This window comes from Candidatus Accumulibacter sp. ACC005 (assembly GCF_907163215.1).
GTDB lineage: Bacteria > Pseudomonadota > Gammaproteobacteria > Burkholderiales > Rhodocyclaceae > Accumulibacter > Accumulibacter regalis.
This window is the reverse complement of sequence record NZ_CAJQUB010000006.1, coordinates 157374-180228: the sequence shown is the minus strand read 5'-3', so window position 1 is coordinate 180228 and position 22855 is coordinate 157374. Positions and strand designations below refer to the sequence as shown.

The following is a 22855-nucleotide window of genomic DNA, read 5'->3' as shown; positions in this document are numbered from 1 at the left end:
CGCTATCGATCCGCCGCTCACGCCAATCGCTTCCCTGGCCCGCATGACTCTCGCCTTCTCACGGTGCGATCTGCAGTTGCGCCGGGTCGAGCAGCAGGAAGCGGGCGAAGCGCTCCTGCTTTCTGTTGCCGTCGTCGCTGACGATGACGATGCGTGGCTGGCCGTCGATCACCGCCGCGCTGATCCCCTCGGCGTGCTCGAAGCCGGGCAAGCCCGCGACGCTCACCCGGCGCGCCGGGTCCTGATCATCACCGCTCCAGAACCAGAGTTCGAATTGCACCTGCGCGCGAGCGATTGGGCCGGCGATGACCAGGTAGCCCTTGAGTAACGGGACGTACGTCATGCCGCGAATGCCGTTGCCGGCGAGATCGAGCGTGCTCAGCCTGGCGGCGATTCGTGGCTCGGCGCCTTGGTCGAACAGCGTTTCCGGGTCCTGGAGGTAAGCAATGATGGCCCGCCCGCCGAGCAGTGGCGCGCGAAATCCGATGAGCAGGGCGCGCTGGTCGGGGCTCATGGTCAGCCCCTCGATGTTGAGCCCGCCGTCGGCCTTGACGTCGCGGATTTCGGCGGCCGCGGCGAGTGCCGGGTGCGCTGCCGTCAAGGCGCCCTTGACGCCGGTGGCCACGCCGGCGTCGACGACGCTCGTGCCGTCGATGCGAAAGCGGATCAGTTTTTCTCGCGCTGGATACACCTTTCCGTCGTTGTCGCGAGAGTGCGAGGTGATCGCATAGACGACCCCCGCGCGGTCCACGGCGACGCCTTCGAGGTCGTCGAGCTCGCCGATTTCGTCCCGCTCAGGGTCGTCGCCAAGCAGACCGAGCGCGTCGCGGATCTGGTCGAACACGCTGACCTCGCGCTGGGCGTCGTGGGTTGCCAGGGGCGCGACGCTGACGCGACCATCGGCGCCGATGTCGATCACGCTGAGCGCTTGCCGGCTATCATCTTCAACGACGACGAAGCGCCCATCGGGGAGTTGCTGAATACCCGATGGCTCATAGACGCCGGTCAGGGTGCGGAAGGAGGGGGGCGTGTTCGGTGTCAAGGGGGGTATTCTCCGGGCAGGGCTGAGAGGCAGCGACTTCGGTGTTTCCTTCGCTGTTCCGTGCAGTATCCACGGCGCCGACAGGGGTCGTCAATCGCGCGTCTCAGATGTGACACCTGCCGACGTTGTCGGCGATCGAGCGCCAGCGATGGCCGTTGCGACGCAACAGGGCGTCGGCTGCAGCGGGGCCATCGCTGCCGGCGGCGTAGGCGGGCAGGGGTTCGTCCTGCTGCGCGGCCCAGGCGTCTTCGATCGGGCCGATCAGCCGCCATTGCGCTTCGACGCCGTCGCGACGGGTAAACAGCGTCGGGTCGCCGTGCATCGCGTCGAGCAGCAAGACGGCGTAGGCGGAGGGCGGCTGGCCGGCGAAAGCCGAGTGGTAGCAGAAGTCCATGCTCACCGGCGTCGCTTCTTTCCCCATTCCCGGTTGCTTGGCGCCGAAGGCGAGGCTGATCCCCTCGTCGGGCTGGATGCGCAGGGCGATGTTGTTGGCGTCGACCGCCGCCGCGTTGGGAAAAAGGCCAACCGGCGGCTGCTGAAAGTGAACGGTGATTTCGGTGAGCGGACGCGCGAGCCGTTTTCCGGTACGCAGATAGAAGGGCACACCGGCCCAGCGCCAGTTATCAATGGCCAGTTCCAGCGCCGCGTAGGTCTCGCTCCGCGAATCGCGGGCAACGCCGTTTTCGTCAAGGTAGCCGGGGACCGGCAGGCCATCGATGGTCCCCGAGGCATACCGCGCACGCACCGTATGTCTGCCGACCTCGTCGGGCGTCATCGGGCGGATGCTACGCCAAACCTCGATCTTCTTGTCGCGGACGATGTCGGCGTCGAGCGAGGCGGGCGCTTCCATGGCGGTTAATGCCAGGAGCTGCAGCAGGTGGTTGGCGACCATGTCGCGCAGCGCTCCCGATTCTTCGTAGTAGCCCGCGCGATGTCCGACACCGAGCGCTTCGGCGGCCGTTATCTCGACGTATCGGACATGGTGACGGTTCCACACCGGCTCGAAAAGCGCGTTGGCAAAGCGGAAGAAGAGGATGTTCTGCACCGTCTCCTTGCCCAGATAGTGGTCGATGCGATAGACCTGTTCTTCGTCGAAGGCCTCGGCGAGCGTGGCGTTGAGAGCGCGTGCCGACGCCAGGTCACGGCCAAAAGGTTTCTCGATGACGATGCGCACCCAGCCCCGCTGCGCCCGGTTCAGTTCCGCGCTGGCAAGTTGGCGAATGATGAGCGGGGCGGCGCTGGGCGCGGTGGCCAGATAGAACAGACGGTTGGCGGCGGCGGGCGAGGGCTGTGCATCGAGGTAGGCTGCCAGTCGCTGGTGAGTTCCGGGGTCGGCGAAGTCGCCTTGAAGATAATGCAGCCGCGCCGCGAAGGTGGGCCAATTGCCAGCGGCGCTCTTGGTCGCCTCGGTCGTCTCGGGCGATTCGGCGACACCCGCCCGCAGATGCTCGGCGAAGCGGTCGTCGGCCATGCGCTGGCGACCGATTCCCAGGACCTGGAAGTGCTCGGTCATGCAGCCCTCGCAAGCCAGCCGGAAAAGCGCCGGGATCAGCTTGCGCCGCGTCAGGTCGCCGGTGGCACCAAAAATGATTACCGTGCACGGTTCGGCCGCGGGCAGCGGCGTCGCCGGCGCTGCGCGGGAAGTGGTCAAGTCGCCCGGAGGCGGAATGGGCGAAGCGGGTAACATCGTAGACATCGTTTTCTCCTGTCGAAAGCGTCCTGAAACGGGTGCTTCAGGAGTTGGGCGAGGGATTGACGAAGATATCGACACCGCCGTCGGGCGTGATCCGACTTGCCGGAATAGGCTCGCCGTTGCGCCAGTCGCGCAGTGCTTCGTGCTTCCCTGTGCCATTGACCAAGAAGATCACCTGCCTCGCCTTGCTCAGCCGTTCGGGGCTCAGCGAGACGCGTTGCGGTGGTGGCTTGGGAGCGTCCAGAACGGCGATCACGGGCGGCAGCGTTATCGCGCTTTCCCAGGCCTGTCCGGGAAACAGGCTGGCGGTATGACCGTCTTCGCCGAGGCCCAGGAGTACCAGATCGAAGTCACTTCCGCCGTTCATCCGGGCGACTTCCTGCGCGTAGCGGTGCGCTGCCTTTTCGGGCCCCAACTGGGCTGGAATCGGGTGGATTTGCCGGCCTGGGATGGCCACCTGATCGAGCCATGCGCTGCTCGCCATCGCGCTGTTGCGCTGCGGATCGGCAGGCGGCAGGCAGCGCTCGTCGCCGAAATAGATATGCCACGCCGACCAGTCTGTCGTGGCCGTGCGCAGTGCGCGGTAAACATTGCGCGGCGTCGTGCCCCCGGCAAGAACAATGTGAAAGGCGCCACGCTCGGCAATGGCTCGCTGCGCGCTGGTGACGATGGCGCTGGCGGCGGCCTGCTCGAGGTCGCTGCGGCCGTCGAATTCGTGCCAGCGGCGCCGCTGCACGGCGTTCAGCTCGGTTCGGCGTTGTTGCGCACGAGAAGCTACCTGCGTGTCGGCTCGACGTGGCCGCCGAAGCCCTCGCGCATCGCCGAGAGCATCTTCTCGGCAAAGGTATGTTCCTGGCGCGAGCGGAAGCGGGCGTAGAGCGCAGCGGTGAGCACTTCGGCGGGCACCGCCTCGTCGATCGCCGCCTGAACGGTCCACCGCCCCTCGCCGGAGTCCTGCACGAAGCCGCTGTAGCCGGACAGCTCCGGCTGCCTGGCGAGCGCCGCCGCGGCAAGGTCGAGCAACCAGGACGTCACCACACTGCCGCGCCGCCACAGCTCGGCGATCTCGGCGAGGTCGAAATCGTAGCGTTGATCGCTCGGCAGGGCGTCGCTGTCGGCGTTCCTGAGAACGTCGAAACCCTCGGCGTAGGCCTGCATCAGGCCGTACTCGATGCCGTTATGCACCATCTTGACGAAGTGTCCGGCACCGGCCGGGCCGCAATGCAGATAGCCCTGCTCGGCAGTGCTGCCGGGCGTTCTCCCCGGCGACGGCGGGATGCCGGAAGGACCTGGCGCCAGCGTCCGGAAAACCGGTTCGAGCCGTTTCGCCGCCGCCGCGTCGCCGCCCACCATCAGGCAATAGCCTCGTTCCAGGCCCCAGACGCCGCCACTGGTGCCGGCGTCGAGATAAATGATGCCCCGTTCGGCGAGCAGTCGCGCGCGGCGCACGTCGTCCTTGAAATGGCTGTTTCCACCATCGACGATGACGTCGCCAGCGGCGAAATGGTGGGCCAGTTCCATCACCGTCGCGTCGGTGATCTCGCCCGCCGGGACCATGATCCATGCCACGCGCGGCGGCGTCAGCTTTTCCGCGAGCTCGACCAGGCTGGCGACGCCCGTCGCTCCTTCCCGTTCGAGTTGCGCCACGGTTTCCGGCTTGGGGTCGTAGACCACGCAGTCGTGTCCACCCTGCAGCAGTCGCCGCGCCATGTTGGCGCCCATGCGGCCCAATCCCAGCATCGCAATTTGCATCGTCATTACTCCTCGATCAGCAGTTCAATCGGCAAAGCGCAGGCGCGGACGAACGGCGCGGCTGGCTAGCCGCGACGCCAGGCGTGGAAGCGCGCGACCCATGCGAGCAGCTTCTGCGGTGCGTGCGCTTTCTTCCAGTTGCCGGCGACGTACTTGTTGGCTTCGGCGAGTGTCGGGTAAATGTGAATGGTGCCGAGAATCTTGTTCAGCCCGATGCCGTGGCGCATGGCCAGGACATACTCGGCGATCAGGTCGCCGCCGTGCTCGCCGACGATGGTGACGCCGAGAATCCGGTCCTTGCCGGGGACGGTGAGCACCTTGATGAAGCCGTGCGCTTCGCCGTCGGCGATCGCCCGGTCGAGGTCGTCGATGCCGTAGAGCGTCACTTCGTAGGGGATGTTGCGTTCCCTGGCGTCGGTCTCGTTGAGCCCGACGCGCGCGACCTCGGGCTCGACAAAGGTCGCCCAGGGGATCACCGAGTAATCGGCACGAAACTTCCTGAAGGGATCGAAGAGCGCATTGACGGCCGCGTACCAGGCCTGATGGGCGGCCGTGTGGGTGAACTGGAAGGGCCCGGCGACGTCGCCGGCAGCGTAGATGTTCGGGTATTTCGTTTGCAGGAAGTCGTTGGTCTCGATCGTCCGATCCGCGGCAATGCCCAGTTCTTCGAGGCCGTAGCCGCTCAGGTTGGCTGCCCGGCCGACCGCGACCAGCAGGGCGTCGAAGGGAATACGCACTTCCTCGCCCTGGTGCTCGGTGAGCAGTATTTTCTCGCCGTCTTCGACGACAAAGGCTTTCGCCTGGTGGTTGAGCAGCACGGCGATGCCTTCATCGCGGAAGCGCTGGGTGACCATTTCCGAGACTTCGGGGTCTTCGCGGACCATGATCCGTGGCCCCTGCTGAACCTGCGTCACCTGCGCGCCGAAACGGGAGAAGGCCTGCGTCAGTTCGCAACCGATCGGGCCGCCGCCGAGGACGAGCAGGCGGCGCGGCAGTTGGCGCAGCTCCCAAATGGTGTCGGAGGTGTAGTAGCCGACTTCTTCGAGACCGGGAAGCGACGGTACGAAGGGGCGGCCGCCGGTGGCGATGACGATGCTGCGCGTCGTCAGCCGCTCGTGTTCGCCGCTGTTGCGCACCAACTCGACCTCCCACGGCGAGACGATCTTCGCGCTGCCGGCGATCACCTCGACGCCGAGTTCGGAGTAGCGCTCGGCCGAGTCGTGCGGTTCGACGGTCCTGATGACCCGCTGCACGCGCTCCATCACCTCGGCGAAATCGAATTCGGCCTTCGCTTCGCGGATGCCGAATTCCTGCGAGCGTTGCATGTGCGAGAGCAGCCTGGCCGAGCGGATGATGGCTTTCGAAGGCACGCAGCCGGTGTTCAGGCAGTCGCCACCGAGTTTGTGTTTCTCGATCAGCGTCACCTTCGCCTTGACCGCCGCGGCGATGTAGGCGGTGACCAGTCCCGCGGAACCGGCACCGATGACGATCAGGTTGCGGTTGAAGCGTGCGGGCTTCTTCCACCCCGCATAGACCTTGCGCGCGGCGAGGGCGTCGACGATCTTCTTGGCGATCAGCGGGAAGAACCCGAGCAGAACGAAGGAAGCGACCAGCGCCGGCGAGAGAATCCCGGCCAGCGAGTCGATCCTGGCCAGTTGCGTTCCGGCGTTCACGTAAACCAGCGTTCCGGCGAGCATGCCGAGCTGGCTGACCCAGTAGAAGGTGCGCATCCTGAGCGGCGTCAGCCCCATCACCAGGTTGATGACGAAGAAAGGGAAGAGCGGCACCAGGCGCAGGGTGAAGAGATAGAAACCGCCTTCCTTGTCGATGCCGGCGTTGATTGCCCGCATGCGGTCGGAAAAGCGCTTCTGCACCCAGTCGCGCAGGAGGAAGCGCGACGCCAGGAAGGCCAGGGTGGCGCCCAGAGACGAGGCAAAGGAAACCAGCAGCAGGCCCCAGAACAGGCCGAAAATGGCGCCGCCGGCTAGCGTCATGACCGCCGCACCGGGTAGCGACAGGCCGGTCACGGCGACGTACGCGACAAAGAACAGCAAGCCCGCCTTGACCGGCTGCGCGTTTCGCCAGGCCTCGATCGCCTCCTGCTGGCTCTTGAAGTGCTCGATGCTCAGGAAGCGCCCGAGGTCGAGGGCGAAATAGGCGACCAGCAGGCCAGCCAGTGCAGCAATCAGCAGCAGTCGTCGAATATTCATGGGCTTTCCGATCCAGAGTGGTGCTGCATTCCTGATGAGGCCTTCAGCAACCCTGAGAGCAGCGTGAAACCGGTGGGTGGCGGGATTTGACCGGCTCCACACCGCTGCCCACGTCACCAAGACCGTGCAACCATCCCCAGCCACCGTCATTGCGAGGAGGCGCAGCCGACGCGGCAATCCAGTTCCATTGTCTGACCACCCGTCCGCCACATCAGCCAGGCGGAAAACAGAACCTCTGGATTGCCACGTCGGCTAAGCCTCCTCGCAATGACGTGCGCGGGCTGGAGTGGCGGCGCATTTCCGACGCGACTCTCAGCAAGCGATCAGCCGTTGCAGGTCGGCGCCGCGGCGACTTCGTCGCCGAGCGCACCGCCACAACTCGATCCCTGTCCCGCCGTGCAGCCATAGCAGTGCTCGGCGACGCGGATCGCTCGGCCTTCGAGCGCCGTTGCGCTGACCTCGCTGATGTGCAGCCGCGGCTGGCCGAGCGCGCCGGAGGGGACACCGAGCGGGAGGCCGAGTTGCTGGTTGAAGTCGCAATCGTAGAGGTAGCCCTGCCAGTCGATCGACAGGAGGTTGCGGCACATCACGTGTTCGACGTTCTCGTCGCGATGGGCGCCGCGTAGCAGCTGCATGTAGCTGTTGAACTGACCCTTGGAGATCAGCATCGACCCGAAGCGCTGGATCGGCATGTTGCTGAGTGTGTACAGTTCGTTGAAAACGATGCCGAACTCGCGCCCGAGATGGTCGCGGTACGCGGCGGCGAGCGCCTCCTGCGGCGGCGGCAGCGTCGGCCCTTGCGGGTTGAAGACCAGATTCAGGATCAGGCCGCTGTCGGCTGCCGCGTAGCCCAGCGCATTGAGGCGCTGCAGGCCGCGGATGCTGCCGTCGAAGGTCCCCTTGCCGCGTTGCCGGTCGACGTTCTCTTCGAGATAGCAGGGCAGCGAGGCGACGACCTCGACGCCGTGCATGGCGAGGAACTCGGCGAGGCCCTCGTGACCCGGTTCTTCGAGAATGGTCAGATTGCAGCGGTCGATGACGCGCAGACCGCGTTGCCGCCCGGCCACCACTAGGCGGCGGAAATGCCTGTTCAATTCAGGGGCGCCGCCGGTCAGGTCGAGCGCCTTGACTTCCGGGCTGGCGGCGATGAAGGCAAGCAGCGCGTCGACCGTTTCGGCGGTCATTTCCTCCTTGCGCTGCGGGCCGGCATTGACGTGGCAATGGATGCAGCTCTGATTGCAGCGATAGCCAAGGTTGACCTGCAGGGTTTCGACCGAGCGCCGGCTCAAGGCCGGAAAAGTGCTGATCGCGAGAAGGGGCAGGGTGGCATGCATTTGGTTTTACTCCGGTTGATCGTCCTGCCTTGGTCGAGAGCAAGCGGTATTTCCTTACAGCGTGCGCGATCAGAGGCGCGCGAAACGACCGTCAACACGCAGGCAACGACGCACCCCCGGCGTTTCGCGCTGATCGCGCTGGCCATCGAGAATGGTAAGGAAGTTGGCGGGTCGGCACGGGCTCACTACCCCGCTCCCTTCGCTATGGCGCCAGAGCGGCTTCCGCCAGACCAGCCAATGCCTGGCGCAGCTTTTCGGCGACCGGGCACTGTCCGACGCCATGGCGTTGGGCAAGGAAGAGGGGGTCGTTGTAACCCAGCCAGACCTGCGCGCTGTCGTCCTCCCAGATCAGCGCCTTGAGCGGCAAATCGATGCCGACGGTCTGCGCGCATTCCATGAACGGCGTTCCGCCCTGCGGATTGCCGAAGATGATCACCTCGGTCGGCCGCAACGACTTGCCGATGGTGGCCGCGCCCGCAGCGTGATCGACACGCGCGAAGACGGTGAGCCCGCGTTTCCTGACGACGTTCTCGAAGCGGGTCATCGTCTCCGTCGCGCTGTACGGACTCTTGACGAGCACCAGGCCGTCGGCAGCCGAGGCCAGCGAGACGAGTGCCATCAGGACGAGGGCGACGAGCGAGTGCAGGGTCTTCATGGAGAACTCCTTTCAGGTTGGCTCGGGGGTTCATTCACTATGCCAGCAAATCAGGGTTCCGAGAAGCGCCGCACCGCGCCGCGTCGTTCGCGACCAACCTCAGTGCGGTGCACCGCGGTGGCGGTTTTGCCAGGCACTCACTTGGATATGGTGATCGGCAGGTCGACGCCCTTGACCTCGCCGACGGCGGTCTGGAAGAGGTCGCCGAGCATGGCGAAGGTGGCGCGGTCCCATTGCGTGTCGCCGACGCTGTAGCTGCGCCCAGCGAAGTCGACCGAGGCGATCGTTCCTGGTGGGGGTGAATCGGAGATCTCGATGTGCAGTGAGGAGCGGGGATTCTCCGCGGTCGGCCCGGTGCGCGGGTCGGGAGCGACGTCAAACTCGGGAACCGCACGCGCGCCGTTGGCGACGAAGGCCAGCATCTGCAGCATGCTGCGCAGCTTGATTGCCCCGCGAATGGCAAAATCGCCGCCGGGGCCGTCCGGCCGGACGTCGAGGAAGACGAAGCCGCGCGGGTTGCGCTTGATGCGCTCATTGAGCTCGAAACGCGCCTGATTGCTGAGCGACATCGGATCGACGTTCATCACCACTACACGCCCTGCCTGAAAGCGCGCCAACTGGTAGCTGCCGTCGGCGGTCCGTCGCCACTGCAGACCCTCCTTGTCGGCATTGATGACGTCGGCCGCGCTCGGTGCCGTCTTCAACGCCGGCGCTATCGGTTCCTCGAAGACCAGCGTTCGCACGAACAGCTTGCGGTTGTCATTCAGCCAGCGCAGGTGCGTGGCGATGCGCCGGAACTCGGTGTACTCCTGGTCTAGCGCCGGGTCGTTGGCGATGAAGCGGGCGAAGCTGCCGTCGCTGTTTTGCACTTCGATCCCGGAAGCGAGCAGCCGCGTCACGCGGTCAATCGCACCGCCCTGGAAGACCAGGAACTCGAATGACTGGTCCTTGAACGGCGTCAGAACGCGCTCGGTGAACGCCTGTCCGGAGAGCGGATGAATACTGAAGGTCGGGTTCTCGGAGGCGCCGGTGCCGGCGTTCAGGCCCAGAAAGCTATCGCCCGACGTTCGGTGCCACTCGCCGCCGACACCGAGCGTGGTCGTCCAGTTGAAGGTTGCGGCGATGGTCGAGGTCGAGGTGAAGTGTACCGGCTTGCCGTTGTCGGTGCGGGCGATGTTCAGCAGCAGAAGTTTCTGGTCGAGGCGGCTGGTGACTTCGTCGTAGCCGAGCACCTGCCGCTCCAGCACCGGTGGGCCGGCGCAGCCGGCGACGGCCAGAGCGAACAGTGCTGGAGCGGCGCTGCGAGCCACTTTGGCGAGCCCCGAGGTAGCGGTCCGTGGACTGGGGGATTTCATGTTGATGGTCTCCTTGGTGGCTTGGGAGCACGCCATGGCGAGCCAGTGAGGCGGTGCGACGCCTGGCGCCGCTAGAGCGGCCCAGGCGTTCACTCGTTCAGCCCGGCATCGGGTCGGCGTTACCGAGCGCAGTCGTATTCAGGCCGCCGTCGACGTACATGATCTCGCCGGTAATCGCGCTGGCCAGGTCGGAGAGCAGGAAGGCGGCGGCGTTGCCGACTTCGTCGATGGTGATGTTGCGACGCAGCGGCGCGTTGTGCGCGTTGTAGGCGAGCAGGCGCGAAAAGTTGCCGATGCCGGAAGCGGCCAGGGTCTTGATCGGTCCCGCCGAGATGGCGTTGGCGCGGATGCCTTGCGGGCCGAGGCAGAAAGCGAGGTAGCGGGTGGCCGCTTCGAGGCTGGCCTTGGCCAGGCCCATGGTGTTGTAGTTGGGCAGGGTGCGTTCGGCGCCGAGGTAGGAGAGCGCCAGCAGGGCCGGGTTGCGGCCTTTGAGAAGCAGCGGTCGGGCGGCCTTGGCCAGTCCGGCGTAGCTGTACGAGGAAACATCGTGCGCGATGCGGAAGGCGTCGCGCGAGATGCCGTCGAGGAAGTCACCCTCGATCGCTTCGCCGGGGGCGTAGGCGATCGAATGCACCAGGCCTTCGAGGCCGTCCCACTGCTCGGCGAGAGCGGCGAAGAGGGCGTCGATGTCGGCATCCTCGGCGACATCGCAGCGATAGACCAGGGTGCTGTCAAACTCCGCAGCGAATTTGGCGACACGCGTTTCGAAGCGTTCGTTCTGGTAGGTGAAGGCCAGCTGCGCGCCTTCGCGGTGGCAGGCCTTGGCAATGCCGTAGGCGATCGAGTGCTTCGACAGTACGCCGGTGATCAGAATGCGCTTGTCGGCGAGGAATCCCATGACTTCTCCCGTAACTAGAAGGGGTTGCGTTGGCAGCTTGGTTGCGAATCAGCGTAACCGACGCATTATAAGGGAATTGCATGGCCCGCCGTCCAAAAGCCCGCGCTCCGTCGGGCGTCGGCCGCTGGTCAATGCGGCCCGCGGCCGCCACGGCAGCTGACTTCGCGGTAAACTGCAGGTCATGCCCGCCCTTCGCCTTGCCGTTCGACGGCTCCTCCAGCCTGTCCTTCTCCTGCTGTCGCTGCTGTTCCTGCTCGCGGCGTGCAGCAGCGAACAGAACGACCCCTATCCGCAGGCCGAGCGCGGCAAAAACATTCTCTATGCGGCGTTCACCGACCGTCCGAAACACCTCGATCCGGTGCAGTCGTACAGCGAAGACGAGATCACCTTCACGGCGCAGATCTACGAGCCACCGTTGCAGTACCACTATCTGAAGCGGCCGTACACGCTGATCCCGGCGACCAGTGAGGAGGTGCCGGTCGCGCGCTATTACGACGCACGGGGCGACGAGTTGCCGGCCGACGCGCCGGTGGCCGAGATTGCGCGCAGTGTCTACGACATTCGCATTCGCCCGGGTATCCGTTACCAGCCGCATCCGGCCTTCGCCACCGATGCCGCCGGGCAGCCGGTGTATCGTGATCTTGACGCCGAGAAGTTGCGCGGCATCGATCAGATCGCTGACTTTCCCGACGCCGGCACGCGCGAACTGGTCGCCGACGACTATATCTACCAGATCAAGCGTCTGGCGCACCCGCGCCTGCATTCGCCGATCTTCAGCATGATGAGCGAGCGCATCATCGGACTGGGCGAACTCGGTGAGACACTGCGCGAGGCGGCCAAAGAGATGCCGTCAGACGCCTGGCTGGATCTCGATCGCTTCCCGCTCGCCGGCGTGACGCGTGTCGATCGCTACACCTATCGCATCGAGCTGCACGGCAAGTATCCGCAGTTCCCCTACTGGCTGGCGATGCCCTTTTTCGCGCCGGTGCCGCGCGAGGTGGACCGCTTCTACAGCATGCCGGGGATGGCCGAGAAGAACCTGACGCTGGACTGGTATCCGGTCGGCACCGGACCGTTCATGCTCACGCGCAACGATCCGAACAGCCGCATGGTGCTCGAACGCAATCCGAATTTCCATGGTGAGACCTATCCCTGCGTCGGCGAACCCGGTGACGAGGCGGCAGGCTTGCTGGCCGACTGCGGCAAGCCCTTGCCGTTCATCGACAAGGCGGTTTTCTCTCGCGAGAAGGAGGCGATTCCCTACTGGAACAAGTTCCTGCAGGGCTACTACGACGCTTCCGGGATTTCGTCGGACAGCTTCGACCAGGCGGTGCGCCTCGGCGTCGGCGGCGACGTGAGCCTGACCGACGAGATGCGCGCCAAGGGAATCCACCTGCTGACCAGCGTCCGCCCCTCGGTTTTCTACATGGGTTTCAACATGCTCGATCCGGTCGTCGGCGGCCTCTCGGAGCAGGCGATCAAGCTGCGCCAGGCCCTGTCGATCGCCGTCGACCAGGAGGAGTTCATCTCCATCTTCATGAACGGTCGCGGCATCGCGGCGACCAGCCCCTTGCCGCCGGGAATCTTCGGCTATCTCGACGGTGAGGACGGTAACAATCCAGTGGTGTACGACTGGGTCGATGGGCGCCCGCAACGCAAGGCAATCGAAGTGGCGCGCAAACTGCTCGCCGAAGCCGGCTGGCCGAATGGCCGCAACGCCACGACCGGCGAACCGCTGGTCGTCAATCTCGATACCACCAGCGGTGGCATGGGCGAGAAGTCGCGCCTCGACTGGCTGACCCGGCAGTTCGCCAAGCTCGATATCCAGCTGGTCGTTCGCTCGACCGACTTCAACCGCTTCCAGGAGAAACTCCGCAAGGGTGCGGTGCAGCTCTACTACCTGGGCTGGAACGCCGACTATCCCGATCCGGAGAACTTCCTCTTCCTGCTCGACGGCACCGACGGCAAGGTCGCGGTCGGTGGCGAGAACGCCTCCAACTACGCCAACCCCGCGTACGACCGCCTCTTCGAACGGATGAAGAACATGGAAAGCGACGGGCCGCGCGGCGCCGAGCGCCTGGCCATCATCCGCGAGGCGATCGCCTTGCTGCAGCACGATGCGCCGTGGATCTACGGTTTTCATCCGAAGAGCTATACCCTCGGTCATAGCTGGCTGCACAACCGCAAGTCGACCGACGTCGGCAACAACATCCTCAAGTATCAGCGTATCGACGTCGCCCGGCGCGCGCGCTTGCGGCAGGAATGGAACGAGCCGGTGCTCTGGCCGCTGCTCGTCGCGTTGCTGCTGCTGGTCGCCGTGATCCTGCCGGCAGCGATCGGTTATCGGCGCCGCGAGCGCGGGACCGCACGCTGATGGGGGTGCTGCTGTTGCCCGCGATCGGCCTGTCTTGCCGCAACGGCGGTCCGTCGGCGTTGCTTGCGGTATAGTCGCCGACCATGCTCGCCTACCTCGTTCGCCGCCTGCTCTACGCCTTGCCGATTCTGCTTGGCGTGAACGTGATCACCTTTGCCCTGTTTTTCGTGGTCAACACCCCCGACGACATGGCGCGCATGCAGCTCGGCGTCAAGCGCGTGACCCCGGAGGCGATCGAAAAGTGGAAGGCTCAACGTGGTTACGACAAGCCGCTGTTCATCAACGAAGCAGCGAGTGGCAGCGCGGTGTTCACCGATACCATTTTCTTCAGCAAGTCGGCGCTGATGTTTGCCGGCGATTTCGGGCGCGCCGAGGATGGTCGCGACATCGCCCGCGAGATTACCTCGCGGATGGGTCCGTCGCTGGCGATCGCGCTGCCGACCTTCGTCATCGGCCTGCTGGTGACCGTCTCGTTCGCGCTGATGCTGACCTTCTTTCGGGCCAGCTACCTCGATTTCTGGGGCGTCGTGCTGTGCGTGGCGATGATGTCGATCTCCGGTCTGTTCTACATCATCGGCGGCCAGTTTCTGATCAGCAAGATGTGGAAGCTGGTACCCATTTCGGGCTACGGTGGCGGTCTCGACGCCTGGAAATTCGTCATTCTGCCGGTGCTGATCGGCGTCATCTCGGGGATCGGTTCGTCCACCCGCTGGTATCGGACCATCTTCCTCGAGGAAATTTCCCGCGACTACGTGCGTACGGCGCGCGCCAAGGGACTTTCCGAGCTGGCGGTGCTCTTCCGCCATGTCCTGCGCAACGCGATGATTCCGATCCTGACCGGCGTGGTGGTGGTCATCCCGCTGCTGTTCATGGGCTCGCTGCTCACCGAATCGTTCTTCGGCATTCCCGGTCTCGGCAGCTACACCATCGACGCCATCAACGCCCAGGACTTCGCGGTCGTGCGGGCGATGGTCTTCATTGGCTCGGTGCTGTACATCGTCGGCCTGATCCTCACCGACCTCTCCTACACCTTCGTTGACCCGCGGATTCGTTTCAACTGATGGCTTTCCTTCCCGTCATCCTCTGGTCGGATGTGCTGATCTGGCTGCTCTTCGTCGCGGCGGGCGTTTTCGGCTGGCTGTCCTTGCGCAATCCGCTGTGGCGGACCGCCTGGCAGCGGGTCGGCCGCAGTCGGTCGGGGATGGCTTCGGCGACGGTGTTGCTGGTCTTCGTTCTTGTCGGTCTGCTCGATTCGCTTCATTATCGGCCGCGCCTGGAAAACGATGCCGGGCATCTGGCCAGCAGCGACGCCGTGCCCGGGGAAAGTGCGGCCGGCAAGCCGCCTGCGGCGTATGCCGTCGAGGTGCTGTCGCTGCTCGACGCGATCCTGACGCCGCTGCGCACGCGCAACGAGAAAACCTATTCGGAACCGCTGGCGACACGTGCCTACGCCAAGGAGTCGATCGAATCGCGCGACGCCGCTGGCGAACTGCAGAAAACGCGCGATTATCCGCGCCTGAAGCACGGTGGCATTCATCTCGGCGCCGACGAAGCGGGTCGCGATGCCGACATCGGGCAGCGTTTGCTAAGGGCGCTGGCGCTGGCTATTCTCGCCTGGTGGGCGCTGGCGGCGGCGACCGCGGCGCGTCTCGCGCACCGGGAAGCCTGCGCGCACAGGGAAGCCTGGCGGCGCATCTGGAGCAACGAGAGCGATTTCGCCTGGAACGCGGTTCTCGCCGCTGCCGGCGCCGTTCTGCTGGTCGCCCTGCCGCTGGGCATGCTCGCCGTCCACTACCATGTTTTCGGTACCGACAAGGTTGGTCAGGACGTCCTTTATCAGGTCCTCAAGAGCGTGCGCACCGCTCTGGTCATCGGTCTGGTGACGACGCTGGTGACCTTGCCGCTGTCGATCTTCCTGGGTGTCCTCGCCGGCTACTTTCGCGGTTGGGTCGATGACCTCATCCAGTACCTGTACACCACGCTGAGTTCGATTCCGGGGGTGCTGCTGATCGCCGCTGCGGTGCTGATGATGCAGGTGCTCATCGACAACCACCCGCAGTGGTTCGCCACCGCCGCCGAACGTGCCGACCTGCGCTTGCTGGCGCTGTGCTTCATCCTCGGCGTGACCAGCTGGACCGGTCTTTGCCGGCTGTTACGCGGCGAGACGCTGAAGCTGCGCGAACTGGAGTACATCCAGGCGGCACAGGCTTTCGGGGTTGCCGATCTGCGCATCATCGGCCGCCACATCCTGCCCAACCTGATGCACATCGTGATCATCGCGCTGGTGATGGACTTTTCGAGCCTGGTGCTTGCCGAGGCGGTGCTGTCCTACGTCGGCATCGGCGTCGACCCGACGATGATCAGCTTCGGAACGATGATCAACAATGCGCGCATGGAACTGGCGCGCGAACCGATGGTGTGGTGGTCGCTGGCCGCCGCTTTCGTTTTCATGTTTGCCCTGGTGCTGGCGGCGAACCTGCTCGCCGACGCCGTCCGCGACGCTTTCGATCCACGTATCGCGGGGTCGGCATGAGCGACGGGGCGACGTTGAACGAACGGCTCCTTCTCGAAGTCGCGCGGCTGCGCATTGCTTTCGTCAGTGGCCGCTCGCTGCTGCCGGCGGTCGACGGCGTCGATTTCCAGGTCGCCGCCGGCGAAACGCTGGCCCTGCTTGGCGAGTCGGGTTGCGGCAAGTCGGCCACCGCGCTCGGCCTGCTGCGCCTGCTGCCCGCTGCCGGGCGGGTTGCCGGTGGCGAGGTGTGTTTCGAGGGCCGCGATCTGCTTTCCTTGCCCGAAGCCGAGATGCGCGGCGTGCGTGGCGGCGGCATGGCGATGATTTTTCAGGAGCCGGCGACCAGCCTCAATCCGGTGCTCACCGTCGGTCATCAGCTCGGCGAAGTGCTCGCGCGCCACCTCGGCCTGTCGGGTCAGCCGGCGCGCGAGCGGTCGCTCGAACTGCTTCGCGCGGTCGGCATCGCCGACGCGGAACGTCGCCTCGGCGAGTACCCTTTCCAGCTGTCCGGGGGCATGAAGCAGCGGGTGATGATCGCCGTCGCGCTGGCCGGCAATCCGCGCCTGTTGATCGCCGACGAGCCGACCACCGCGCTCGACGTGACCATTCAGGCGCAGATCCTCGAGTTGTTGCGCCAGTTGCAGGCCGAGCGGGCGATGGGCATGTTGCTGATCACCCACGACCTTGGCGTCGTCGCGCAGATGGCGACGCGGGTGGCGGTGATGTACGCCGGCCAGATCGTCGAGGAGGCGCCGCGCGCGGTTTTCTTCTCGGCAGCGCGCCATCCCTACACGCAAAAGCTGTTCGCCGCCTTGCCCGATCTGGCGCGCCGCGGCGGGCGGCTGGAGACGATCCCCGGGCAGGTGCCGCCGCTCGCCGAAATGCCCGGCGGTTGTCGCTTCGCCAGTCGTTGCGAGTACGCCTGGGAGCGCTGTCGGCGGCAGGCGCCGGAATGGCGGCAGGTCGCCGTTGGCCATCGCTTGCGCTGCCATCTCGACGCCTTGCCGGACGCCGGCGCGAGCGCCGGCGTTGCCGCGGCCGTCGAGGTCGAAGAAGCGGCTGCGACGCCCCTGCTCAGCGTCGACGCGCTGCGCGTGCACTTCCCCATTCGGCGCGGTATCCTGCAGCGCACGGTCGGGCACGTGCGGGCGGTCGATGGCGTTTCGCTGGAACTGGCGCGCGGGCGAACCCTGGCGCTGGTCGGCGAGTCGGGCTGCGGCAAGACGACGGTCGGCAAGGCGATCCTGCAGCTGATCGCTGCCAGCGCTGGCAGCGTGCGCCTGCTCGGGCAGGAACTGGGCGGCCTGGCGGGCAAGGCACGCCGGCCGCTGCGTCGTCGCATGCAGATGATTTTTCAGGATCCCTTCGCCTCGCTCAATCCACGCATGTCGGTCGGTGAAATCATTGGCGAGGGAATGGGCGCTTTGCGCATCGACATGCAACGCCAGGGAAGGGCGGCGGCGATCGCTGCCGTCCTCGACCAGGTCGGCCTCGAGGCCGCTGCCGCCCACCGCTATCCGCACGAATTCTCCGGCGGTCAGCGGCAGCGCATCGCGATCGCGCGCGCGCTCGCCGTGCAGCCTGATCTGGTGATTTGCGACGAGCCGACTTCGGCGCTAGACGTCTCGGTACAGGCGCAGATTCTCAATCTGCTGGCGACGCTGCAGGCCGATCTCGGGCTGGCCTATTTGTTCATCACCCATAACTTTGCAGTGGTCGACCATCTCGCTCACGAGGTGGCGGTCATGTACCTTGGCCGCATCGTCGAACGCGGGAGCGTCGACGAGGTGCTGCGTTCGCCACAGCACCCCTATACGCGGGCCTTGTTGTCGGCAGTTCCCAGCGCCCGCCTCGACGCGCAGCCCGAGTTCATTCGCTTGCCGGGGGAAACGCCGTCGCCGGCCAATCCGCCGACGGGTTGCCATTTTCACCCGCGTTGCCGACAAGCGACTGACGCCTGTCGTGAGCGCTATCCCGCAACGAGTGTGCTATCGGCGACGCATAGCGTGCGTTGCCACCTGTATTCGCAGGACGCTGCCAGGTGAGCGAGGCGAGGGCGATGCCTTCGTACCCGACGGTCGGCAGTGCCGCGTGCCGCGGCGCTCTGCCGGGCAGTGACTGCCGGCAGGGGCCCGCTCGTCTGCCCGGTCTGTGGGTTGGGCTAGTTTACGGGAGCGTTGGAGGAGTTCTTGCCCGGCGTGAAGCTGACTTTGGCCACGTTGGCCTTGATTCCCGCTGCTTTGTCCTGCTTGCCGCCGGCTTTGACAGGCTCGGCGGCCGACTTCACCGACGAGAGCTTCTCTGCTGCTGCGGGGGCGTCCACCAGCAGCTTGCTGCCGGACGTGACCTGATCGGAACGCAGCTTGTTGAGCTGTTTGAGTTCAGCCACGGTCATTTCGTAACGCTGGGCAATGCTGAACAGCGTTTCTCCGCGCCGTACGGTGTGTGCGTGCGTGCGGTGTCCCGTCGCCGATTTGGCATCGCTGGGGGCTGCCGGCTTGCTGGCCACCTCTACCTGGACACGGCGCTGTGCCGTGGCCACCGGTGCGCTACGCACGGGTTCGCTGGTGACCACCGTCAGCCGGGTACCGTAATTCACGTGATTGGAACGTAGCTTGTTGCGTTGTTTGAGGTCCGCCAGGCTCATGTCGTAGCGCTCGGCGATGCCGAGCAGCGTTTCACCCTTAGCCACCTTGTGGGTGCGCGTGCGGGTGACCATCGCCGGCGCGGCTGGCGGCGCGGCTGGCGGCGCGTCCGCCTTCGTCACGGCGTGCTTGTCGACGGGCGCAGGCTTTTCAACGACCGGTGCCGGTTCGGACGAGGCGCCAAGGGCGCTCAATTGGACGGCCTGGGCCGGATCATGCGGATCATTCTCTTCGCCGGCGACCAAGAGCGTCGCTCCCGACGCCAGTCGCACGCGACCCTGGATGCCGTTGGCCGCCTTGAGGCCGGCCACGGTCATGCCGAAGCGCGGCGCCACCTGTTCGAGTTTCTCCCCGGGGCGCAAGGTATAGGCCTGCCAGGAAGAAAGCGGCTTGTCGCTTTCCTCGTGCGCCTCGAGGTTGTGATTGAAGGTTTCGAGCTTGTCGGCCGGGATCACCAGCGGTGTTTCGGATTTGATCACCGGGCGATTATGCGAGGGGTTCAGTGCCACGAAGTCCTGGACCGGCATCTCGGCGAGCTTGGCGGCCAGTTTGACGTCGATATTGGTGGGCTTGGTGACGGTCGCAAAGTAGGGGCGCATGGGGACGCCGAGCATGTCGAGGTCGGCGAGGATGTTTGGATTGCTGAAGATGTTCTTCAAGGCCTGCAGCTTGGGGACGTAGTTGCGCGTTTCCTCAGGCATCTTGAGGCTCAGGTAATCGGTTGGCAGACCCTGCGCCTCGTTCTTCTTGATCGCTCTCCCGACCGCGCCTTCGCCCCAGTTGTAGGAGGCCAGCGCCAGGTGCCAGTCGCCGTGCAGCTCGTAGATATATTGCAGGTAATCGAGAGCGGCGCCGGTAGAGGCGACGATGTCGCGCCGCTCGTCAACCCACCAGTTTTGCTCCAGCTTGTACTGCTTGCCGGTCGCCGGAACGAACTGCCACAGACCTGAAGCATGGCTTCGCGAATAGGCGGTCGGATTGTAGGCACTCTCGACCATCGGCAGCAGGGCAATTTCCAACGGCATGCCGCGCTTGTCGAGCTCGACGATGATGAAATGCAGGTAGCGGCTGCTGCGGGTGATCATCCGCCGCAGGTAGTCCGGACGGTTCAGGTACCACTGCTGATGGTGAAGAACGAGCGAGTTGCTGATGTTCGGCATCGCGAAGCCGCGACGCAGGTGCTGGAAAATTTCTGCCGACTCGTAGGTGAGGTCGATGGTTTCGGGGAGTGGGGCGGGCGCAGCGACTTCAATCACTGGCAGGGGGCCATCGGTTCCTGCCGGGACTGCCGTGGTGACTGCCTCGGCCCGCGCCGAACTGCGCAGGGCTGGAACATCGGACTGAAGATTCTCACTCTGCGCTTCGTTCGACCAAGCGCTACCGCAGGCAAGAGCAGCAACAATTGCGAAAGCTATTCGTGGCGTCATCCGTAGGTCCTGTCCTCGTTCTCGGGCGGTGCCAGTTGATCCCGACGAAACCGGTTTGCCCGCGTGGTTTCCCTGCTTCGGGTTACCTGGTTGAATTTTGCCCTACAAGCCTATGATTATAGAACAAACATCTCGTTGCCGTGCCGATCATTTCCGCTCCCGAGGGGCGCTTGCGCAGCGCCAGCGGCTTGCCCGCCGACCGCGCCAGCCGGTGCCCTCGCCCTCTGGGACCTGCCAGGGGACGGCCCGAAAAGAAAAAAGCCCAGTCTGGCTGGGCTTTTTTCTCTCTTGTGCTGGCGGAGTGGACGGGACTCGAACCCGCGACCCCCGGCGTGACAGGCCGGTATTCTAACCAACTGAACTACCACTCCTTGTTTGCTGCTTTTCCCTTCTGTCGGCTGCACGGTGCTTGCTCAGCGACGCCCTCGCCACCCGGGAAGCTGCGCATTATAGCGGATTTCAGCGGGCAAGCAAGTGCAAAAAAGCGCCTTGCCAGCTCGCCTCGGATCAGCGGATCGCACCGACGAAACTGTCGATCTCGGTTCGCGCGTCGCGCAGGTGTTGCAGGCAATCGTCCCACTGCCGGTGGCTCAATGACAGTGTCTCGAGCAGCGCGGCGCGCTCGGCGTCGTGCTCCGCTGGCGGTGTCTGGCCAGCGAGCGCCGCGTAGGCGGCCTGGTCGGCGAGTCCGATCAGGGCGCAGAAGACGCGCTCGTCGCCGGCCGCTTGCGGGTCGTGATGGTGAGCAATGGCGGCGACGTAGCGCGCAGGCAGATCCCAGCGTTCGGCGACCATCTCGCCGACTTCGGGATGGGTGAATTCGAACAGCGTTCGCTCGGCTTCGAGACTGCTCATTGGCGTCGCGCCGCGCTTGAGTTCGAGCACTTGATGGTAGCCGGGTTCGGCCTGGATGGCGAAGATCAGCTTGCCGATGTCGTGCAGGATGCCGGCCATGAAGGCTTCGTCCGGCGAGCAGTCGACGCGCGGAGAAAGGAAGCGGGCGGCGGTGGCGGTGGCGATCGAGTGCTTCCAGAACTCGGTCAGGTTCAGGCGCTCGGTACGGAAGGCGTCGAAGGCGCCAACCGAAAAGATCATCCCCTGAACATTGGTGAACCCGAGCACGCGCACCGCTTCGGCGATGGTGCGGATACGGCGCGAAAAGCCGAAGAACGCGGAGTTGGCGACGCGCAGAATCTTGGCCGAGATCGCCGGGTCATTGACGATTACGCGCTCGACCGCTCGGGCGTCGCTGCTCGGGTTCTGCAGGACCTTCAGCGCCTGCACGATGATTGCCGGCAGCGTCGGGACTTCGTAGAGGTCGACCGGCCGGAAACGCGCCAGCGGCTCGGCGGTCAGCTTGTGTCCGCCCGAGGTGTCGCCAAGCTCGCACAGGCCCGGCGCGAGCCCCGGATGGATCAGCTGGAAGACGTGCATGGGGTGCGGCAGATCGCGCAGGCGAAGCATGCCGGTATCGCGCAGGCTGGTGTCCGCCGGCAGGGATTCGCGGACCAGCGCTTCGGTCGGCGAGGTGAGCAGCGTCTGCCCGCCGAGGGTGACCGCCAACAGGCGGGCGCAGCGGTTGACCGTTGTCCCGAAGTAGTCGCCACTGCTGAGATACGCCGGGCCGGTGTGCAGCGCGACCCGCACGCGCAGCGGGGAACTGGTCGTCCAGCGTTGGGCAGCAAGGCTGGCCTGGATCTGGCAGGCCGCCCGCAGCGCCTCGGCGGCATCGTCGAAGGTGACGCAGAAAGCATCGCCGACGGTCTTGAAGACATAGCCATGGTGACGCTCGATCGCCGCCGACAGCAGCGTGTTGTGACGCTGCAGAGCTGTGCGCATGGCCTGCGATTCGGTCTCCCAGAGGTTGGTCGAGCCTTCGATGTCGGTAAATAGAAAGGTGACCGTGATCAGCGACGCATCGCCCAAGGTAAGTTCTGCCGGTCCCATTCACAGCCTCGCTCGTTGGTGGTCGGCGATCAGCTGCCGTCGCTGATTGCTCGACGGGTATGGCCACCGAAGGGTCAGGAATTTGACCGTGCCGACGCGAGTATCCGGGCTTACGGCCACCACCGTCAATCGCGATCACGGCCATCCTGGCCGCTGGCAATAGCGCGCCCGCGCAAGCCTGGTGTCCATTGACGGCGTGCAGGAAGCGCGATCAGCGAGCACAATGATGGGCGTACGGCGGTCCTCAGCCGACGTACGCCATTCACGAACCACCCAAACACCGCAAAGGAGACAAATCATGAGCCAACCGACTGTTTATGGCGATGCCATCAGCACCTACGTGCGTTCCGTGCGCCTGGCGCTGGCGGAAAAGGGGGTCGCACACACGCTCGTCGGCGTGGACCTGGTCAAGGGTGAGCATCTGGAGGGCCAGCATCTCGCCCGCCATCCGTGGGGAAAGATGCCCGCCTTCGAGCACGATGGCAACGCGTTCTACGAGGCTTCGGCGATCATGCGTTACATCGACGAGGTATTTCCCGGGCCGGCGTTGACGCCATCGACGCCCGTTGAACGCGCGCGGATGAATCAGGTGATGAGCATCGTTGAAAGTTATGGCTACCCGGCGTCGATCACCGACATCTTCATTCCGCGCGTACTGGTGCCCTCGCTCGGCGGACAGACCGACGAAGCCCTGGTCGAGGCGGCAAAGCCGCGGGCCGCGTTGTTCCTCAAGGAGATCGCGCGGCTGCTGGGCGCGGGCAGCTACTTCGGCGGCGCGAGCGTGAGTCTCGCCGATCTGCATCTGCTGCCGGTATTGACTTACCTTCGCGCCACCCCGGAAGGCCAGGCCTTGCTGGCGGCGACGCCGACCATCGAGGCCTGGATGGGCCGCATGAACGAGCGCAGCAGCGTCCAGGCGGTGATGCCGGCCAATTGAGAACGGCTCCCGGCAGGATGCCGATGCAGCGGGCGATGTCGCGTTGCGCCCGTCGGGACGATCGCGCGGCGCTA

The 22855-nt window shown here is 65.3% G+C and carries 16 protein-coding genes and 1 tRNA gene; 5 read left to right on the top strand and 12 right to left on the bottom strand.

Features of this window, described 5'->3' with window-relative positions; all coding sequences use genetic code 11:
• Positions 1 to 58: 58 nt before the first annotated feature.
• From QZ613_RS08010 to QZ613_RS07970, 9 genes are all read right to left on the bottom strand, one after another.
• Positions 59 to 1042 carry a DUF3616 domain-containing protein gene (locus tag QZ613_RS08010; protein ID WP_043569871.1) on the bottom strand — a complete coding sequence of 328 codons (984 nt, stop codon included), beginning with the start codon at positions 1040 to 1042 and terminating at the stop codon, positions 59 to 61.
• A gap of 103 nt (positions 1043 to 1145) precedes the next feature.
• Complete coding sequence (gene zwf, locus QZ613_RS08005; RefSeq protein WP_291867058.1) at positions 1146 to 2738, bottom strand: glucose-6-phosphate dehydrogenase; 1593 nt, start codon at positions 2736 to 2738, stop codon at positions 1146 to 1148.
• A 37-nt stretch (positions 2739 to 2775) separates the two neighbouring features.
• Positions 2776 to 3471, bottom strand: a complete 696-nt coding sequence (gene pgl / locus QZ613_RS08000; protein ID WP_291867055.1) for a 6-phosphogluconolactonase — start codon at positions 3469 to 3471, stop codon at positions 2776 to 2778.
• Positions 3472 to 3509: 38 nt separating this feature from the next.
• Positions 3510 to 4487, bottom strand: a complete 978-nt coding sequence (gene gnd / locus QZ613_RS07995; protein WP_043569918.1) for a phosphogluconate dehydrogenase (NAD(+)-dependent, decarboxylating) — start codon at positions 4485 to 4487, stop codon at positions 3510 to 3512.
• 65 nt (positions 4488 to 4552) lie between these two features.
• The gene (locus QZ613_RS07990) at positions 4553 to 6697 is read right to left on the bottom strand and encodes a bifunctional TVP38/TMEM64 family protein/FAD-dependent oxidoreductase (RefSeq protein ID WP_291867052.1); all 2145 of its coding nucleotides are present in this window, start codon (positions 6695 to 6697) and stop codon (positions 4553 to 4555) included.
• A gap of 323 nt (positions 6698 to 7020) precedes the next feature.
• Positions 7021 to 8031 carry an arsenosugar biosynthesis radical SAM (seleno)protein ArsS gene (arsS, locus tag QZ613_RS07985; protein ID WP_043569875.1) on the bottom strand — a complete coding sequence of 337 codons (1011 nt, stop codon included), beginning with the start codon at positions 8029 to 8031 and terminating at the stop codon, positions 7021 to 7023.
• Between the two features lie 202 nt (positions 8032 to 8233).
• Positions 8234 to 8686, bottom strand: a complete 453-nt coding sequence (locus QZ613_RS07980) for a DUF302 domain-containing protein (RefSeq protein WP_043569877.1) — start codon at positions 8684 to 8686, stop codon at positions 8234 to 8236.
• A 137-nt stretch (positions 8687 to 8823) separates the two neighbouring features.
• A complete protein-coding gene (locus QZ613_RS07975) occupies positions 8824 to 10041 on the bottom strand; it encodes a hypothetical protein (protein ID WP_291867046.1) in 1218 nt (405 codons plus the stop codon).
• Positions 10042 to 10138: 97 nt separating this feature from the next.
• Positions 10139 to 10939 carry an SDR family oxidoreductase gene (locus QZ613_RS07970; RefSeq protein ID WP_291867043.1) on the bottom strand — a complete coding sequence of 267 codons (801 nt, stop codon included), beginning with the start codon at positions 10937 to 10939 and terminating at the stop codon, positions 10139 to 10141.
• A gap of 181 nt (positions 10940 to 11120) precedes the next feature.
• Here QZ613_RS07970 and QZ613_RS07965 point away from each other — a divergent pair, with 181 nt between their 5' ends.
• From QZ613_RS07965 to QZ613_RS07950, 4 genes are all read left to right on the top strand, one after another.
• The gene (locus tag QZ613_RS07965; protein WP_043569883.1) at positions 11121 to 13313 is read left to right on the top strand and encodes an ABC transporter substrate-binding protein; all 2193 of its coding nucleotides are present in this window, start codon (positions 11121 to 11123) and stop codon (positions 13311 to 13313) included.
• An 83-nt stretch (positions 13314 to 13396) separates the two neighbouring features.
• Positions 13397 to 14374, top strand: coding sequence for an ABC transporter permease (locus tag QZ613_RS07960; protein WP_043569886.1), 978 nt, complete (start codon positions 13397 to 13399; stop codon positions 14372 to 14374).
• Positions 14374 to 15846, top strand: coding sequence for an ABC transporter permease (locus QZ613_RS07955; RefSeq protein ID WP_043569888.1), 1473 nt, complete (start codon positions 14374 to 14376; stop codon positions 15844 to 15846). The genes QZ613_RS07960 and QZ613_RS07955 overlap by 1 nt, the downstream gene beginning before the upstream one ends.
• A complete protein-coding gene (locus QZ613_RS07950; RefSeq protein ID WP_043569890.1) occupies positions 15843 to 17870 on the top strand; it encodes a dipeptide ABC transporter ATP-binding protein in 2028 nt (675 codons plus the stop codon). Before QZ613_RS07955 ends, QZ613_RS07950 begins: the two co-directional genes overlap by 4 nt.
• Before the next feature lie 116 nt (positions 17871 to 17986).
• Here the strand turns inward: QZ613_RS07950 and QZ613_RS07945 are convergent, their stop codons facing one another.
• From QZ613_RS07945 to QZ613_RS07935, 3 genes are all read right to left on the bottom strand, one after another.
• Positions 17987 to 19726: a LysM peptidoglycan-binding domain-containing protein gene (locus tag QZ613_RS07945; protein WP_291867036.1), complete on the bottom strand. Its 1740-nt coding sequence runs from the start codon at positions 19724 to 19726 to the stop codon at positions 17987 to 17989.
• Positions 19727 to 20191: 465 nt separating this feature from the next.
• A tRNA-Asp gene (locus QZ613_RS07940) sits at positions 20192 to 20268 on the bottom strand.
• Positions 20269 to 20404: 136 nt separating this feature from the next.
• Positions 20405 to 21844 (bottom strand): HDOD domain-containing protein, encoded by a 1440-nt coding sequence (locus QZ613_RS07935; RefSeq protein ID WP_291867033.1) that lies wholly within the window; start codon positions 21842 to 21844, stop codon positions 20405 to 20407.
• Between the two features lie 298 nt (positions 21845 to 22142).
• Here QZ613_RS07935 and QZ613_RS07930 point away from each other — a divergent pair, with 298 nt between their 5' ends.
• Complete coding sequence (locus tag QZ613_RS07930) at positions 22143 to 22781, top strand: glutathione S-transferase family protein (RefSeq protein WP_291867030.1); 639 nt, start codon at positions 22143 to 22145, stop codon at positions 22779 to 22781.
• The last annotated feature ends 74 nt before the right edge of the window (positions 22782 to 22855 follow it).